Source organism: Pseudoalteromonas sp. CO342X, assembly GCF_004208915.1.
Classification (GTDB): domain Bacteria; phylum Pseudomonadota; class Gammaproteobacteria; order Enterobacterales; family Alteromonadaceae; genus Pseudoalteromonas; species Pseudoalteromonas maricaloris.
The window spans coordinates 94,542-111,508 of the sequence record NZ_SGPH01000010.1 but is presented as its reverse complement, the minus strand read 5'-3'; the positions used below and the strand labels follow the sequence as shown (position 1 = coordinate 111,508).

Genomic DNA, 16,967 nt, shown 5'->3' with positions numbered 1-16,967 from the left:
GCATGGGTTTTTTGTTTCTTTTCTTTGATTATGCAAACAATGCGTTTGCCTTCTCAACGATATTTTCTACCGTAAAGCCGAATAGCTTGAATAGCTCATCAGCAGGTGCTGACTCACCAAACGTTGTCATACCAACGATAGCACCATTTAGGCCTACATATTTGTACCAGAAGTCCTCAATACCCGCTTCGATAGCGACGCGACGCGTTACTGAGCTTGGTAGTACGCTTTCTTTGTATGCTGCAGATTGCGCATCAAAAATGTCCGTTGAAGGCATAGACACAACACGCACCTTTTTACCTTCTGCACGAAGCTTATCCGCAGACTCAACCGCAAGTTGCACTTCAGAACCGGTTGCAATAAGGATGATTTCAGGTTCACCATCACAAGATAGTACATAACCACCTTGCTTAATCGCTGCAACTTGCTCAGCTGTACGTGGCTGCTGTGCAAGACCTTGACGGGTAAATACAAGTGCAGATGGACCATCAGCGCGTTCAACCGCTTGCTGCCAAGCAACTGCTGACTCAACTTGGTCACATGGACGCCAGCTCGCAAGGTTTGGCGTAGTGCGTAAGTTCGCCATTTGTTCTACAGGTTGGTGTGTTGGACCATCTTCACCAAGACCGATTGAATCATGAGTATACACAAAGATACTTCTTTGCTTCATCAATGCAGCCATACGTACGGCATTACGCGCGTATTCCATAAACATCAGGAATGTCGCACCGTAAGGGATAAAGCCTCTGTGCAGTGCAATACCATTCATGATGGCAGACATACCAAATTCACGCACACCGTAGAAAATGTAGTTACCCGCAGCATCTTCTGCCGTTAAGCCTTTAGATTGATCCCAAAGTGTTAAGTTAGAACCCGCAAGGTCAGCAGAGCCACCCATAAACTCAGGTAGAATTGGGCCATAGGCATTCAATGCATTTTGTGATGCTTTACGAGTTGCTGGGTTTGCAGGATTCGCTTGAAGCTCTGCGATATAGGTTTCTGTTTTCTCAGACCAGTCTGCTGGAAGCTCGCCTTTCATGCGACGCTCAAATTCAGCAGCAAGCTCAGGATAATGCATTTGGTATTCAGTAAACTTAATCAACCAGTCACTTTGTTGATTTTGACCACGTGCTGTTGCGTCCCATTTCGCGTACACATCTTCTGGTATTTCAAATGCACCGTGCTCCCAACCAAGGAATTCACGTGCCGCTTTGATTTCATCATCACCTAGCGGTGCACCGTGACAATCATGGCTACCAGATTTATTTGGTGAACCATAACCGATAACCGTTTTACAACAAATAAGGGTTGGCTTGTCAGACTCTGCTTGCGCCGCTTCGATTGCCGCTTTAATCGCATCGCTATCGTGGCCATCAACACCGGCAATAACATGCCAGCCATAAGACTCAAAGCGTTTTGGTGTATCGTCGCTAAACCAACCTTCAACTTCACCGTCGATTGAAATACCGTTGTCATCCCAAAATGCAATCAGTTTGCCAAGACCAAGGGTACCCGCAAGTGAACAAGCTTCGTGTGAGATACCTTCCATCAAACAGCCATCACCTAAAAATGCATAGGTATAGTGATTAACGATGTCGTAATCTTCACGGTTAAACTGTGCAGCCAATGCTTTTTCAGCAATCGCCATACCTACCGCATTAGTAATACCCTGACCTAATGGGCCTGTAGTCGTTTCAATACCTGGCGCATAACCATATTCTGGGTGACCTGGTGTTTTTGAGTGTAGCTGACGGAAGTTTTTGATGTCATCAATTGATAAGTCATAACCCGACAAATGCAACAATGAATAAATTAACATCGAGCCGTGACCGTTTGATAATACGAAGCGATCTCTGTCGAACCACTCAGGATTACTTGGGTTGTGCTTTAAAAAATCGCGCCAAAGTACTTCTGCGATGTCCGCCATGCCCATAGGGGCTCCTGGGTGGCCAGACTTGGCCTTTTGTACAGCGTCCATGGAAAGAACGCGAATTGCATTAGCAAGTTCTTTGCGAGATGGCATGAATTCTCCTACCTTTAAATGTGTTTCGCGGGGGTTTGAGCCCATTCTTACTTATTTATATGGCTAACTGCAACGGCAAAGGCCATAAAAAAACGGGTACAGACGGACTTTTTCCGACCATTAAAAAAGTTTGCACAATTTTGGACGTCTAGGCGTAAAATAACTAGTCAATGCCTAGGTTTTTTGGTTAGAATACGCCCCTTAATTTTTCGCGCTGTCCCTGATGTTTGTGAAGCGCAATATTTGTGAGCATAAATACAATGGCTAAACATTTATTTACTTCTGAATCTGTTTCTGAAGGCCATCCAGATAAAATTGCCGATCAGATCTCTGATGCGGTTCTAGATGCCATCCTTGAGCAAGATCCAAAAGCACGTGTTGCGTGTGAAACTTACGTTAAAACCGGTATGGTTATGGTTGGTGGTGAAATCACAACTAGCGCTTGGGTTGATATCGAGGAATTAACTCGTAAGACCGTGCGTGAAATTGGTTACACACACTCTGACATGGGCTTTGACGCTGATTCATGTGCAATCCTTAACACCATTGGTAAGCAATCACCTGATATTAACCAAGGTGTTGACCGTACTCGTCCAGAAGAGCAAGGTGCTGGTGACCAAGGCCTAATGTTTGGTTACGCGTGTAACGAAACTGACGTACTTATGCCTGCGCCTATCACATACTCACACCGTTTAGTTCAGCGCCAAGCGCAAGTTCGTAAAGACGGCACGCTACCTTGGTTACGTCCAGACGCTAAGTCTCAGGTAACATTCGCGTACGAAAACGGTAAAGCAGTAGGTATCGACGCAGTCGTATTATCTACACAGCACTGTGATTCTGTATCACAAGCTGACCTTGTAGAAGCTGTGATGGAAACTATCATCAAGCCTACATTACCTGCAGAGCTTATCACTGAAGCAACTAAGTTCTTCATCAACCCAACTGGCCGTTTCGTTATCGGTGGTCCTATGGGTGACTGTGGTCTAACTGGTCGTAAAATCATCGTAGATACATACGGCGGTATGGCTCGTCACGGTGGTGGTGCATTCTCTGGTAAAGATCCATCAAAAGTTGACCGTTCTGCAGCTTACGCAGCGCGTTACGTTGCAAAGAACATTGTTGCCGCTGGCCTTGCTGACAAGTGTGAGATCCAAGTGTCTTACGCAATCGGTGTTGCTGAACCTACTTCTATCAGTGTAGAAACTTTCGGTACAGCCAAGCTTGATGAGTCGCGTTTAATCGAACTTATCCGCGCGCACTTCGACTTACGTCCTTACGGTCTAATCACTATGCTAGACCTTGAGCGTCCAATTTATCAGCCTACTGCTGCTTACGGCCACTTTGGTCGTGAAGAGTTCCCTTGGGAAGCAACAGATAAAGCTGACGCACTACGTGAAGCTGCAGGCCTATAACCCCTGCTGAAAAAGTAAAAAAGGCGCCAAGTGCGCCTTTTTTAATGCCCATAGATAACCCCTACCCGATAAATACCTCGTCGACATCATCTTTTAAGTTTTGATACTCATCATCATGAAGATTAAGCTCAATCATCACCTTGTCTTTAAATAGATACCAATCCGCTGCGCTTCTAAAATGTTTTGCTTCGAAACAGAGGTTTTCAGCCAGTTTAAGTGCCGCAAAGGTTTGCACATGTTGTGCATTTTTTTGCTCTTCAAGATAGCTAACGTCATGGTGGCGCAAAATCATCTGGCATATTTCTTTGGGTAAGTGCCAAGACGTCGCAAGAAAGTAGCCTATCACAGTGTGGGGCACTGGATACTTTTGCTGCTCGTAGTAAATCAATGTTTGCTCAGGCCGCTCTATAGACTGTTTTATTACCTCAGCGTAGTCAGGATATTTTACGGCCATTGCTGGGATCCCGGCATCGTGAAAGAGTCCGAGCAGCTGCAAATTCTCTAGGGGTAATGATGCTTTTAAATGATGTCCAACCACCATTGCTGCTTTTGAGATATCCGCAGCATTATCCCAAAACTGCTGCAGTGAAATACAGCACTTTGACTGCTCAAACGCATTTTTAAGCAAATACCCAGTCACTAGCTGCGTAATACAGGTAACGCCCAAAAACATCACAGCTTGTTTTATATCAGTGATTGTACGGGCAAGACCATAAGCCGGTGAATTAATTACCTTTAATACCGCAGCAGACGCACCAACATCTGCCGCAATAATATCCGCCACGGTAAATAACTCAGGCTCCGGTTGTGATAGTTCATTTTGTAAGGCTTGTAATATTTCAGGCTTAGCAGGTAAGTTAAATCCGCCGCGCAAATCATTCAGCACTTTATCGTCTATATCGATCATTGGGCTACCTCAGAATTGATACACCCAAGTTTAGTTCATCGCCTGATATTTGCAGTATTGATTGTAATGAAGTGGTACAAAAAAGCGGGATAAAACCCCGCTTAATCTGGTTAGAACCAATATGGTTCGCTATGCATGGAAGATTGTCGACTTTGCTCCATAGCACTTATTAAAAAGTCTGATTTTTGCTTAAGCCATGCCTGCACTTCTTGCAGCTCGTCTGCATTTTGGCTTTGGCAAAGCTGATATAAATACGCCAGTGTTTCTAGCTCATAAATACCATAAACGATATCAATCCAAGGCGTTCTAAACGCTTTGCGCGCTTCTTTATCGTAAAGCTTACCCAGACAGTTACCGCTTAGCAGCGTATTTTCTAGCTTTATTCTGACATGTAAATAATCTTTTTCAGAAAGCGATTTATCCTGTGGAAGCAAGTTTTTCAACTCTTGCCAGTCTTTATCAAATAATTGGCTTGCGATTTCTGTGACCGGTAGCTCTGCTGCACTCAGTGCTTTTTGATCCCAGTTTTTACGCCACGCTCTATCAACAAGCCAGCGAGTAAGTGAAAGGATCAAACGGTTATAGCGGGTGCAATGAAATAAATCTTCAATGTCCGTCGGTGTTGGCTGAACATCTTGCAGATCAGTAATGACCTGCGCCAATTCAGGAAACTGATTAAGTTTCTTATGATAAGCATGGCGCTTTGAGGTATAGGTTTTCAAATGAATTGCATTTTCGACCCAAGCAAGTTCTGACAACAACCATTTTAACTCATTGCGAATACTCTCAGTCGAGCTTTTATCAACGATGTCATCGAACAACCAAAACGCGTGACGGATAAGCGAAACTCCGTCAATAACTCGTTTTAATGTCTTGAGACTTGGTTTATTAAAATAGCACTGCTCATGTTTTTGGACGAACTGAATACCATAACTGACTGTCGCAATTAGCGCTTGTTCTTGCGTTACCTGAGATTTGAGCGGTACAAATCCTATAAACTTATTTGGTTTTAGAGGTTTATCATCGGCAATTCGATATCCTCTGGCGGCCTTTGAGTATAGTCCCAAGCGCATACCAGCTTGTTTAATTAGGTGATCGGCTAATAAGAAAAGATCTTCTTTATTTCCCTCAATCAGCTCTATTTCAAGCTCATTGATTGGCTCCATCTTCCCTTGGGCTGCTATTTCCCCTTTATCCAACACGACTTCGATTTTGGTTCCCGAATCCGTTTCGATTAACCAAGTACGACGAATGAAATTCGTACTGAAGATCGGGAATATGTTTTCTGCGATAGACTCAAGTTGCATGCCGTGAGGCCAAATATTCGCGTCAAACGCTAACAAGTCAGGACGTCCTGACTGAATAGGTAAATTGTACTCAGGTCGTTGATGTAACCCTCCGACAACTTCTCCCGCAAGCTTAATCGTTTGCTCGCATTCATCATTGCAACAACGCGTTCTTAGGCCGATATCTAGCGCACGCAATTCACGATTTGGCGTGTCAAAGTAGGCGTTAGTTAAGTTTTTAGCAGGCTTGTTAGTGACCGTTTTTGCAAACTGTGTGATGAGTGCAGGGATCAGCGGAACTTCATTATCTGAAACCAAAAATTTCAGTTCTATTTCAGTGTCCATTAGGGCAGTGTTTTACCTATTTGTCTAAGGGAGGATCAAAATATACAAAGGAGGCTAAGTTTGCAATCTTTTTATCCGATGAGAAGTGCACCAAATATGCGCTAAATCAATAGATAGTCAGGCTAAATTCGCTGAACATCAACGGATCAATAACACTGAATCATTGCGCTAAATGCTGCAATTTTCATTATGTAATCAATTATTTCGCGCCATTCAAAATAAACAAAGCCTTGCTATTAGGCCGCGAAATCCCTACTATTTTGTAAACTTTACGACCCAAAGAATAAAAGGCCCACGCATGTTCAACTTTAAGCAATTTATCATTGCGAGCCTGCTCTTCACTAGCTTTGTAAGCTTTGCCGAAGAGCCAGACGAAAATAGCACAGTAAACGCGGCAACACCAAACGGCTATATTAGTGACAATCTTTTTATTTTCATGCACACAGGTCCAAGTAAAAATTATCGAATTTTAGGTTCTGTTGATGCTGGTACGCCAATCACTATTTTGAGTGGCGCTAATGACGAGTTTGTCCAAATTAAAGACGACAAAGCAAGAGAAGGTTGGGTAGAAAGTAAATTTGTCACCACGGAACCGGGTTTAAAGCAACAATTAGAAACGGTTAACCAAACCTTGGTGGAAACCCAAGAGGCGCTGAACGATGCTCAGCAGCAACTTCCCATGCTGCAGCAAAACAATACCAATTTACTAGCTGAAAATGCTTCACTTCAAGACACTATTTCAGGGCTTGAAAAGCAGCTACAAGATGAGCGTTTAGCACAGCAGCAAAAAGTCCAAAAAGAACAACACCAGTTGCTCACTTACGGTGGCATCATCGGGATCAGTGGCATTATTATCGGTGTGATCCTGACGCTATTTTTATCTCGCAGAAAGCGTTACGACGGCTGGTAATTGGTTATATACATACCTATTGAGGTTAGATAACTTCGTCACTAACGGTGCATCTAAACTCTATTGTCAAAATAAATAAAGGCCGGAAAAATTCGGCCTCTATTTATTCCACCTAAAACGTATTAGGCTGAATTCTTCGCATTAATGTTACCCCAAATGCCAGACTCAGTAACTCCTTGCACTTTGACCTTATCGACCTCGAATACAGGTTCTTTCCCTTTTGCTCTTTGCTGATGATAATCAGCCGTAACCGCCAGGATAGTGGGAGTAAGACGCACGATAGCAATAACATTCACCACCGTCATTAAACCCAATGCGATGTCTGCAAGATCCCATACCTGTTTTAGCGTTGCCGAAGCGCCCCACAACATCATAGACAAGTAGCATGCAGTATAAATTGAACGGCCAACTTTATTATCCAGATGAAATAAGTGTAAGTTACTTTCAGCATAGGCGTAATTAGCCACTACAGAGGTGAAAGCAAATAAAGTAATCGCCGCCGCGACAAAGTATACGCCCCCAGTTGCTAAATGCGCAGTCATCGCAGATTGTGTTAGCCGTATGCCTTCCATCTCTCTGCCAATATCTATATCTGCCAATAAAATGATCACGGCCGTACAACTACACAACACTATGGTATCAAAGAATACGCCTAGCATTTGGATATAACCTTGGGTTACGGGGTGATTAGGAATTGGCGACGCACTGGCCGATGCGTGCGGCACACTACCCGCTCCGGCCTCGTTAGAATAGAGCCCGCGCTGAATACCATTTTTGATAGCTGCGCCAAGTGCGCCAGCGCCCGCTTCTTGCAAGCCAAAAGCTGAAAGCAAAATATCTTTGATCATGGCAGGGACTTGCGAGTAATTCATCACGGTAATAGTAATGGCCGCAAGGACAAAGGCTAATCCCATTACTGGCACTACCTTTTCAGCAAATCGCGCAATCGCTTTGAAGCCACCAAGAATAATAGAGCCTGCAAGGACTGTGATCACAATACCTGAATATAAGGTTGGAATATCAAACGCATTATTGAGCGCATCGGTGATGGTATTAGTTTGCATCGCGCTAAAGGTAAATCCATATCCCAAAAACAAGCAAAAGGCGAAGCATACTGCAAACGCCCGACTTCCCAATCCCATGTGAATATAATAAGCAGGGCCACCTCTAAACTCACCTTGGCTATCTCGCACTTTATAGACCTGCCCAAGCACACTTTCGGCAAAGCCTGTTGCCATCCCCAAAATGGCTATCATCCACATCCAAAATATCGCACCACTGCCACCAAGAGAAATTGCAACCGCAACACCTGCTAGGTTACCGGTTCCAACTCGAGCTGATAACCCCGTGCATAACGCTTGAAATGAACTGATTGTATTGTCATCACCCTGACTGCTACCTCGTAACAGACTAAACATGTGGCGAAACTTTACAACTTGTATCCCTCGCAAAAGAATAGTGAACCAAAACCCTGCAAATAGCAGGATATAAATAAGTATCTGACCTTCTCCCCATAAGAGCCCATTGATACTCTTAACTGCACTTTCAAACATAGGCGGTTCCTGTTTTATTATTATTTGCCGTTTATCTAGGGCCTGTTGACCTTCTTGAAGGATAAACAGGCCCTAGTATTATTTAACGGTTATTTAAATGGACTCCAGCAATCATACAACGCACCGAGCCACCTGCGGCTTCAATTGTCGGTATATCGATAGCAACTAGCTTAGCTGACTTTTCAATGACAGCAATTTGCTCAGGCAACAACGCCTGATAAGCCGTTGTGGAAAGCGCAAGTATGCGTCCCATACTGCCTTGTAGCTCAATCGCGTTGCCGCAAAAGTGTTGGATCTGCTGATAAGATAGCGCAATCAAGGTATGGCCGCTTTGCGTAAAACGATTAATAAGCTGTGCCCGCTGATATTCTGGCACCATATCTAGGCATATCATGGCGAAATCAGTGGCGACACACATTAAGACATTGGTGTGATAAACAGGCACTTCATTCTTATCATAGGCATTAAATATCTCCGCCTGTAGTCCCAACTGCTCGCAAACTTGATTAACTAACACGGCGTTAGTGCGCTTGGATTCTACCGCATAGGCCACTTTTTCTTGATGATCGATAACCATAGAGCCGGTGCCTTCAAGGAATATTTCTTCTGCGGTTAGATGACTATAATCATTGATGTTTGTCACTTTATAGTGAGCACTCAGAAAATCGATAATATCGCGACGGATCTCCAATCGTCGATTCAAGGCGTACATAGGATAAATCGTTAACTGACCATCGCTATGCGTCGAGAACCAGTTATTTGGAAAGACCGAGTCTGGCGTGTCTGTGGAGGTATCTTCAAATAAGTGCACTTTCACGCCCGCCAACTCTAACGCTTGCACGGCGTTGCTGACCTCAACATAGGCTCTGTTGTTAGGATTGTTTTCACTGCAAGCTTGCTGAAACGCGTTATCTTGCATGGTTTGCGGATTCGAAGTGAAATGGTGTGGGCGGATCATCACCACAGCTCTTGGTGCTTGGAATATCGTTGTCATACTGCACTCATCATTTGGGCGTTGTCATACTCAATATCAGTGTAACCACACCATAAGACAATTTAAATGCCAAAATCTTATACAATTCGTGCAATTTTCTATCACTTTGCTAAGTTAAATTATACAAATAGACTAATACAACAAAAAAACCACAAAGCTGTACTATGACTCCTTATCTATATGATGCGCTTGATAAAGCCTTGATTGCTGAATTGCGCAAAGATGGCCGAGCAGCCATTTCAACCTTAGCCACGACGCTCGATGTGTCTCGCGGTACCGTACAAAACCGCTTAGATAGACTTATTTCCAGTGGTGCAATTCAAGGCTTTACTGTGCGGGTTCATGAACATATCGAGTCCGAGCTTGTGCGCGCTATCATGATGATAGAAGTGATTGGTAAGTCCACTACGCAAGTGATTAATGCACTGCGAGGGATCCCCGAACTAAGTAAAATTCATACCACGAACGGGGCATGGGATTTAATCGCTGAAGTACAAGCCGCTAACCTCAGTGAATTCGATGGTGTACTGAGGCAAGTTCGAGAGATTGATGGCATTTTAAATAGTGAAACCAGTATTTTGCTATCGAGTACGTAAAGCTCGATAGCGCTTAGATTAGGATAAGTGAATCGACTGTCCAAAATAAACTAAAGCTCAACAGGCCCTAACTTACTGCTAAATAATATTGTCCCCTTCCTCTGGACTTCGAGCGCGCTCTGCTTGCTCTCTGATCTCATCCGCATCGCTACTCACATCGTCAATATCCGCATCTACTGCACTTGCTGTGGTTTTGTTTTTTTGTTTCACGAATGCTCCACTGCTACTACTCAAATTACTAGTCGCTTCTTCGATTGTTTCTTGAGTTTCACTATTTGCAGCTATAATTATCCGCTCTCTGGCATCGTCAGGCATACTAATACCGTGTTCAGTAAAGCAATTAACGGTTTCTCGCATGAGCTGAGACGCCACTTTTATCGGGCTATGTTGTTCGCTATTGACCCAAAAATAAATGGTAAGATTGATAGTCGCAGAGCCTAATGCTTCAAGTAGAACCTGAGGTGGCGGGTCGTTTAAAACCGCGCTTTGTTCTTTAAGTAAGTCAATTGCAATTTGCTGCGTTAGGCGAATATCGTTGTCATAGCCAATACCAATTTTAAAGTGTCCACGCGTTTTGGGATTGGCAGTAAAGTTTTTAATTACATTCTTGTAGACGGTAGCATTGGGTATTTGAATGTGATTGCCATCATAATCAACTAAGGTCGTTGCGCGGGCGGTGACCTTTTTAACGATCCCCAAACGGTTATCGACTTCAATAACGTCATCAATTCTAAACGGGCGTTGGACACTAAGTAACATACTCGAAATAAAGTTCTCGGCGATATCACGAAACGCAAACCCAAGAATAAGACCGACAAGTCCAGTGCCACTCATTACTGCGACGGCAAACTCACTTAACCCTGCCAAGCGCAAAAAGATATAAATGCCAAAAAATATGACTAACACACTGATAAAACGGCGAGTGACTAGATGCAATAATCGACTTTTACTGACATAACCTATAGGTTTAATCAAAAGATAAGAGATTGGCCGTGCTAAATAATAACAAAGCACAATAACCATAATCCCCAACGCCAGAGCAGGTAATAATTGCCATGCGGTTTGTAAAAAGTGCACAACCTGTGCGCTTAAACTTAGTGTATCTGATGTGCTCACGGCTTCAGTCGCTTCGCGAGAAGCTGCCGTCTGAATCATATTAGTCATTTGATTTTTAATAAGATTATTGATTTCCATATTGCACTCTTTGGGTTTTTATTGACAAGGTCACGAGTTAACTAGTAGCAAATATAACGCCAAACGAGATTGGCAGACCTTTTGCTGTATATCACTTTAGATCAACAGGCCCAGAATTGATTTAGGAAAGACCAATGGCAGCTCATAAACATGGCTTTAATGCAGACAGGCCAAGCGATATTCCAGCACTCGGTTGGTGGGATGTTAGTAAACGGCTATACCACAGCTTATCCCAAGATAATTTATCCCTGGTTGCCGCTGGAGTGGCATTTTATGCTCTGCTAGCAATATTTCCCGCATTAGCTGCCGTCGTTTCTATCTACGCCTATTTTTCTTCTCCTACTGAAATGGTTGATCAGCTACTGCCGCTAATTGAGCTCTTACCACCATCCAGCCAAGAAATTATGCTGCAACAACTCAAAGCGCTCACTCAAAAATCGCAGACAAGCCTAAGTCTAGGTGCGATTTTTACCCTCTTTTTAACAATCTGGAGTAGCAGTAAAGGCTGCCAAGCACTTATTACAGCATGTAACATTACGTATCATGAGCACAATAAAAGACAGTTTTTGCAAGCGCTAGTGGTGCGCTTTTTGTTTTCTGTGGGGGCGATTTTCGTCGCGATTGTGGCGTTGTCTATTATCGGAATTTTACCGATTGTGCTTAACCTCGTAGGATTTACCACAGCACTCGATTCGATTATCCAACTAATCACTTGGTCTATTTTAGCAGCACTATTTCACTTTTCTTTGGCGTTTGTTTATCGTTATGCACCACATCGCAGAGCCGCAAAATGGCGCTGGATAACACTCGGATCCTTTACCGCAACCGGTTTATGGATCTTGGCGTCATTGGGATTTTCATATTATGTCGCGCAGTTCGCTTCTTACAATGAAACTTATGGCTCATTAGGTGGCGTTGTCATTATGATGATGTGGTTATACTTAAGCGCATACATCATTATTTTTGGTGCCGCACTAAATGCCAGTACTGAGCTACAAACTTTAAAAGATAGTACCGTAGGTCCTGAGAAAGAGAGAGGACAACGAGGCGCATTTGTGGCTGATAATTTAACGACAAGACAACGTCAAGAAAAGCAATAACGATACGTGGAATGGATTATAGGCATAAAAAAGGAAGCAAATTCGCTTCCTTTTAAACGATTATCTGCTTAGATGCAGTACCGAGCAAACAAGCTTGCAACGGTTGCAGCGGTTGGTTTGCCATGCTGCCAGTCGCCACCTTCAACACCGCTACCTGCAATATCCATATGTACATACGGAATTGGCAATTCTGCATTACAACCATGCTTGTCTAAGCCACCAACAATTGCCAAAAATGCCATTGGGAATTGGTGACCACGAGCGGTAACCGCCGATGGTGCGTTGTTGCTCGATAGCACATCATCCGCAAGGGTGCGTGGTTTTACAAAGTCATAGTCTTCACGTCGGCTACGCGATACTTCTGCGCAATCAGCCCATAGGTCGCCCATATCTGCAATCTTGCGAGATACTTGTGCTGCTCGTGCAGGACCATTCTCAACATAGGCACTGTAAGGACCCATGGCGCGCGCCGCATGACCTGTCAGTGTTGCAACCGTAAAGATCTCAGGGTTTTTCTCACCCAGTGCTAAGTCTTTCGCTTCACTGAGTAAATCCCCCATCGCCAAGCGACCTTCCGCATCGGTGTTACCAATACGAACGCGAACGCCTTCTCTGCTCTCAATGATTTCATCCGGCACGAAACAGTCAGAACCAATCGAGTTACGAACCACGGCAAGGTAAGCAATAACCTTAACGCCTTTTGGCTGATACTTAGCAACCGCTTCCATAAAACCAACCACTGACGCCGCACCGCCTTTGTCACGGCTCATGCCCGCCATAAAACCGCCTACTTTCAAGTCTGCACCGCCGGTATCGTACACAAGACCTTTGCCAACAAAGATAAGAGTACGTTCAACGTCACCTTCTGGCTCGTATGCCATTTTTACAACACGAGGATGATGGCGTTCAACGGCGTAAGAGGCACGCGCTACCGTGCTTAAGAGCGGATATTGCTCATCCATAACTTTGCGATCAGCGATAACCTCAACGTTTACCGCTGAACCTTGAAATAGCTCAACACAATAGTCAGCAAAACGAGGTGGTGCCATGCGCTCAGGTTCTGTACCACACAGATCGCGAGCAGCATATTGGCCTGCTGCGATTGCACTCAATTGATCGCAGCATTGTGCTGACGCTTCAAAAACATAAATCGCTTCGATTGGTTCAATCGCTTCGCCACGGTACTCACGTGCTTCTAATGGCTGCCATAAGCCTTGGCAAGCACCTAAAAAGCTGACTGCACGCGCATTTTCGTAACGAGCATCGGCAGGCACATTTACAACAGCAAGCACAGGTTTTACCGCACCAGCCGCTTTCGCTTCTAAAATACCAGCTTTTGCCGCTTCAAAGTAACGGCGAACGTCATCGTAATCTCTATCGAGTGGTCCGGTTGGCGCAATCACCAAACGCTTGCCAGGTACTTTGTCTGAAACAAGCAGACTTGCCTTTTGCGCAATGCGCGCATCCACAGCTATAAATGGTGCAGCAACTTGGTCAAGCTCTGCACTGCCAAGGTTTTGAATATCATGAGTAACAACAACGATAGCATCTGCATCGCTTTCAAATAGGGTGTTACAAGGTAATGCGATTGGAAAAGACATAAAAACGGCCCTTTTCTATATTAGAATTAGGGCCGACTATAGGTGATTTGTGGTCAAGTTCCAAGGGAACTACGACATATCACGGGCTTCATCTGGTTTCGCTTTGGTTTTGCTGATCACAGACCAAGCTTCTAACATCACCAAAATACTGACCACCAGCACGATAACGTCAAGCACAACCAACAGCCAATTGCCTTTTTGATAGTATTCACCTAGCTTGATCACTCCGGCAAAAAACGCCATCACCAGCACAAATACCATAGGGATCAAGGTGTACTTAGCGGGGCGCCCTAGTTTGATAAGATATACTGAGATAACCAACAAGGTTAAGCTTGCCAAGATTTGGTTGGTTGAACCAAACAGCGGCCAAATCACCATACCACCACTACCCGATGCGCCACCAGCGCCAAAGGCGAGTAGCAAACAACATGCAACGGCCAACAAAGTCGCGATGATACCGTTGTTCAGGAACTTGATGTTATAGATCTCGCCCCACTCTTGAATAATATAACGCTGAAGTCTAACGCCAGAATCCATGGTAGTGCCTGCAAAAAGTACAACCATAACGGCAAGTAGGGTTGATGCGATCTCGACTGGTAGTCCCCAACCTGTACTGATAAGATTTGAACCACCGTTAATAAAGGCTGATACACTGCCGGCACCAAGATGACTATAAATTTCGTGCCACTCTTCAGGTGATACTGCGAGCATCACACCACTCACGGCGACCAACGTAATAAGTGCAAGTGAGCCTTCACCAACTGCTCCTAAGTAGCCGACAAAACGACCGTCTTTTTCCTTGTCTAGTTGTTTAGAACTCGTTCCCGACGAAACAATACCGTGGAAACCAGATACCGCACCACAAGCAATAGTCACGAATAGCAGGGGTATGATACTTGGGGTATTTTCTACCGTTTGGGTATTAAACGCAGGCGCGGTGATATCTGGCATCACCACAAATACTGCACCATAAAGCAGGATCAATCCCACTAACAGCTGCATGCCATTAATAAAGTCACGAGGTTGTAATAGCATCCAAACCGGTAACAATGACGCCACGGCAGCATATATAAACAGAATGATTATCCAATTGGCTTTGTCGCTTAGACCAAACATTTCGGTTGGTAAGGTAATCGGCATACTACTGCCCATATAAATGGTCGCGTAGAGCACAATAACCCCGATAATACAAAGTGGTACTAGCGGCACTTTGCGTTTCAGTAATTGGCCGATGATAAGCGCCACGACGATAGCTGACCAGGCGGGAAATACCGCATTTGGGTTACCTACGAAGGAGTTTGCGATCACCACGCCGAACACAGCATTTACCATGAGCAGTACAAGAAAGACCACTATCATAAACAATGAACGCGTGCGCTTGCCAATCACGCTTTCAGACAACGCGCCCATCGACTTGCCTTTATGGCGAGCACTTGCCCACAGCGCGCCCATATCGTGGACACCCGCAAAGAATATGGTACCGAATACAACCCAAAGCACAGCTGGCACCCAACCCCAATAAACAGCGATAGCTGGACCTACAATTGGTGCTGCGCCTGCGACTGAAGTAAAGTGATGTCCCCACAATACCACTTTGTTAGTGGGAACATAGTCCACGCCGTCCTCAAGCTCATGAGCCGGCGTGACAAAGTTGTCATCCATTTTAAATATTTTTTCAGCAATAAATTTGGAATAGACAAACCATCCAAATAACATCCCTATGATGCCGAAGAGTACGATCATTATGGATTGCATAATGCTTACCTCTTGTTGTTGTTTTAATTGCACGCAGTTCGCGTGATTAGTTTGTTGCACGACAACTTCGAAGCTAGCACAAATTAAACTAATTGCAGTTATCTTTTAGTCTAGGTAGGTCAGAATTAGCCATCAAAAAGCCCCAGTTGAGCTTGTGTATTAGATTTTTCATTTAGCCCTAAGTGCAAGCCCACGAGGCGCACGGGTTTAAACTTTTGCCGTGACATTGCTTCAATCAATAGCTCTTCGAAAACGGGCAAATCAATATGCTGGTATTGGCATTCTTTGGTGGTTTGGGTGAAATCGTAAAACTTCACTTTAACGCCAAGCTTATTAAAGCCACGCTGTAAATAAGGCTGTGCTCGGCGAGTCAATTCAGGTAACAACTTTTCTTTTATGACTTGTTTTAAGGTATCAAGGTCGAGCGTGTCTTCTGCAAATGTGGTTTCAACGCCTATCGATTTACGCACTCTATCGGTCTCAACTCGGCGCTCATCAATACCTTGACAACGCCGCCATAATACAGCGCCAAACTTGCCAAATGACTGGCGTAACTGAGTTTCAGACAGTGCCTTAATATCTCGGCCATACTCAAGTCCCATGGCTAGCAAACGCTGTTGAGTCACTTTACCTACACCTGGAATTTTTTTAAGAGGTAACACATCAATAAAAGCGCTCACTTGGTGAGGCGGGATCACACACTGACCATTGGGCTTGTTTTCATCGCTGGCAATTTTGGCTAAAAACTTGATTGGCGCAATTCCCGCCGAAGCTGTAAGGCCCGTTTCTGCAACTATATCCGCTCGTATCTGCTCGGCGATAAGCGTTGCACTGCCATTACATTGCTGACACTCAGTGACGTCTAGATAGGCTTCATCCAAAGACAGTGGCTCAATTAGCTCAGTATAGCGGGTAAAAATAGCGCGAATTTGTTGCGATATTGCCTTATAGACCTCCATTCTCCCCGGTACAATCACCAGCTGAGGGCAGAGTTTTTTCGCTTGATAATTCGACATGGCCGATCGCACGCCATATTGCCGAGCAATATAGTTAGCCGTGGATAGCACCCCACGATGACTCTGCCCACCAATCGCCATCGGCACCTTTGCAAGCTCGGGGTTATCGCGCATTTCTACCGATGCATAGAACGCGTCCATATCAATATGAATAAATTTACGCACGTTAAAACACTGTCTAAATAAACAGTGTTTATTATGTGCTAATTTTCCAACTGTTGCAATCTTGAACATAGGCCTTAGTGTTCTGGGCTATACTTGTGTGGATGTCTGTT

The 16,967-nt window shown here is 44.4% G+C and carries 13 protein-coding genes; 4 read left to right on the top strand and 9 right to left on the bottom strand.

Going from position 1 to position 16,967, the window contains the following annotated elements:
* Window positions 1-28 precede the first annotated feature (28 nt).
* Complete coding sequence (gene tkt, locus EXT47_RS02490; RefSeq protein ID WP_039493906.1) at window positions 29-2,023, bottom strand: transketolase; 1,995 nt, start codon at window positions 2,021-2,023, stop codon at window positions 29-31.
* Window positions 2,024-2,283: 260 nt separating this feature from the next.
* Here tkt and metK point away from each other — a divergent pair, with 260 nt between their 5' ends.
* Window positions 2,284-3,435, top strand: a complete 1,152-nt coding sequence (gene metK / locus EXT47_RS02485; RefSeq protein ID WP_039493909.1) for a methionine adenosyltransferase — start codon at window positions 2,284-2,286, stop codon at window positions 3,433-3,435.
* Window positions 3,436-3,496: 61 nt separating this feature from the next.
* Here the strand turns inward: metK and EXT47_RS02480 are convergent, their stop codons facing one another.
* Together EXT47_RS02480 and EXT47_RS02475 are read right to left on the bottom strand one after the other, a co-directional pair.
* Complete coding sequence (locus tag EXT47_RS02480) at window positions 3,497-4,342, bottom strand: HDOD domain-containing protein (RefSeq protein WP_039493910.1); 846 nt, start codon at window positions 4,340-4,342, stop codon at window positions 3,497-3,499.
* Window positions 4,343-4,452: 110 nt separating this feature from the next.
* Window positions 4,453-5,973: a CYTH domain-containing protein gene (locus EXT47_RS02475; protein WP_010605999.1), complete on the bottom strand. Its 1,521-nt coding sequence runs from the start codon at window positions 5,971-5,973 to the stop codon at window positions 4,453-4,455.
* Between the two features lie 298 nt (window positions 5,974-6,271).
* On the opposite strand from EXT47_RS02475, the gene EXT47_RS02470 reads away from it, so the two are divergent.
* Window positions 6,272-6,883 carry a TIGR04211 family SH3 domain-containing protein gene (locus tag EXT47_RS02470; RefSeq protein WP_223193672.1) on the top strand — a complete coding sequence of 204 codons (612 nt, stop codon included), beginning with the start codon at window positions 6,272-6,274 and terminating at the stop codon, window positions 6,881-6,883.
* Between the two features lie 122 nt (window positions 6,884-7,005).
* On the opposite strand, the gene EXT47_RS02465 is transcribed toward EXT47_RS02470, so the two are convergent.
* Window positions 7,006-8,436, bottom strand: a complete 1,431-nt coding sequence (locus tag EXT47_RS02465) for a sodium:alanine symporter family protein (protein WP_039493912.1) — start codon at window positions 8,434-8,436, stop codon at window positions 7,006-7,008.
* 82 nt (window positions 8,437-8,518) lie between these two features.
* Entirely contained in the window at window positions 8,519-9,430 is a 912-nt protein-coding gene (gene ctlX, locus EXT47_RS02460) for a citrulline utilization hydrolase CtlX (protein WP_130125819.1), read from the bottom strand.
* Between the two features lie 164 nt (window positions 9,431-9,594).
* Between ctlX and EXT47_RS02455 the strand changes: the two genes are divergently transcribed.
* Window positions 9,595-10,026 carry an Lrp/AsnC family transcriptional regulator gene (locus tag EXT47_RS02455; RefSeq protein ID WP_039493915.1) on the top strand — a complete coding sequence of 144 codons (432 nt, stop codon included), beginning with the start codon at window positions 9,595-9,597 and terminating at the stop codon, window positions 10,024-10,026.
* Between the two features lie 78 nt (window positions 10,027-10,104).
* On the opposite strand, the gene EXT47_RS02450 is transcribed toward EXT47_RS02455, so the two are convergent.
* Entirely contained in the window at window positions 10,105-11,220 is a 1,116-nt protein-coding gene (locus EXT47_RS02450; RefSeq protein WP_130125818.1) for a mechanosensitive ion channel family protein, read from the bottom strand.
* 134 nt (window positions 11,221-11,354) lie between these two features.
* Between EXT47_RS02450 and EXT47_RS02445 the strand changes: the two genes are divergently transcribed.
* On the top strand, window positions 11,355-12,320 hold the full coding sequence (locus EXT47_RS02445; protein WP_039493919.1) for a YihY/virulence factor BrkB family protein: 966 nt from the start codon (window positions 11,355-11,357) through the stop codon (window positions 12,318-12,320).
* Between the two features lie 68 nt (window positions 12,321-12,388).
* Here the strand turns inward: EXT47_RS02445 and EXT47_RS02440 are convergent, their stop codons facing one another.
* The 3 genes from EXT47_RS02440 to dinB form a co-directional block, all read right to left on the bottom strand.
* On the bottom strand, window positions 12,389-13,921 hold the full coding sequence (locus tag EXT47_RS02440) for a leucyl aminopeptidase family protein (protein WP_039493921.1): 1,533 nt from the start codon (window positions 13,919-13,921) through the stop codon (window positions 12,389-12,391).
* A gap of 69 nt (window positions 13,922-13,990) precedes the next feature.
* Window positions 13,991-15,676 (bottom strand): carbon starvation protein A, encoded by a 1,686-nt coding sequence (locus EXT47_RS02435; RefSeq protein ID WP_010374688.1) that lies wholly within the window; start codon window positions 15,674-15,676, stop codon window positions 13,991-13,993.
* A gap of 125 nt (window positions 15,677-15,801) precedes the next feature.
* Entirely contained in the window at window positions 15,802-16,926 is a 1,125-nt protein-coding gene (dinB, locus tag EXT47_RS02430) for a DNA polymerase IV (RefSeq protein ID WP_130125817.1), read from the bottom strand.
* Between the last annotated feature and the right edge of the window lie 41 nt (window positions 16,927-16,967).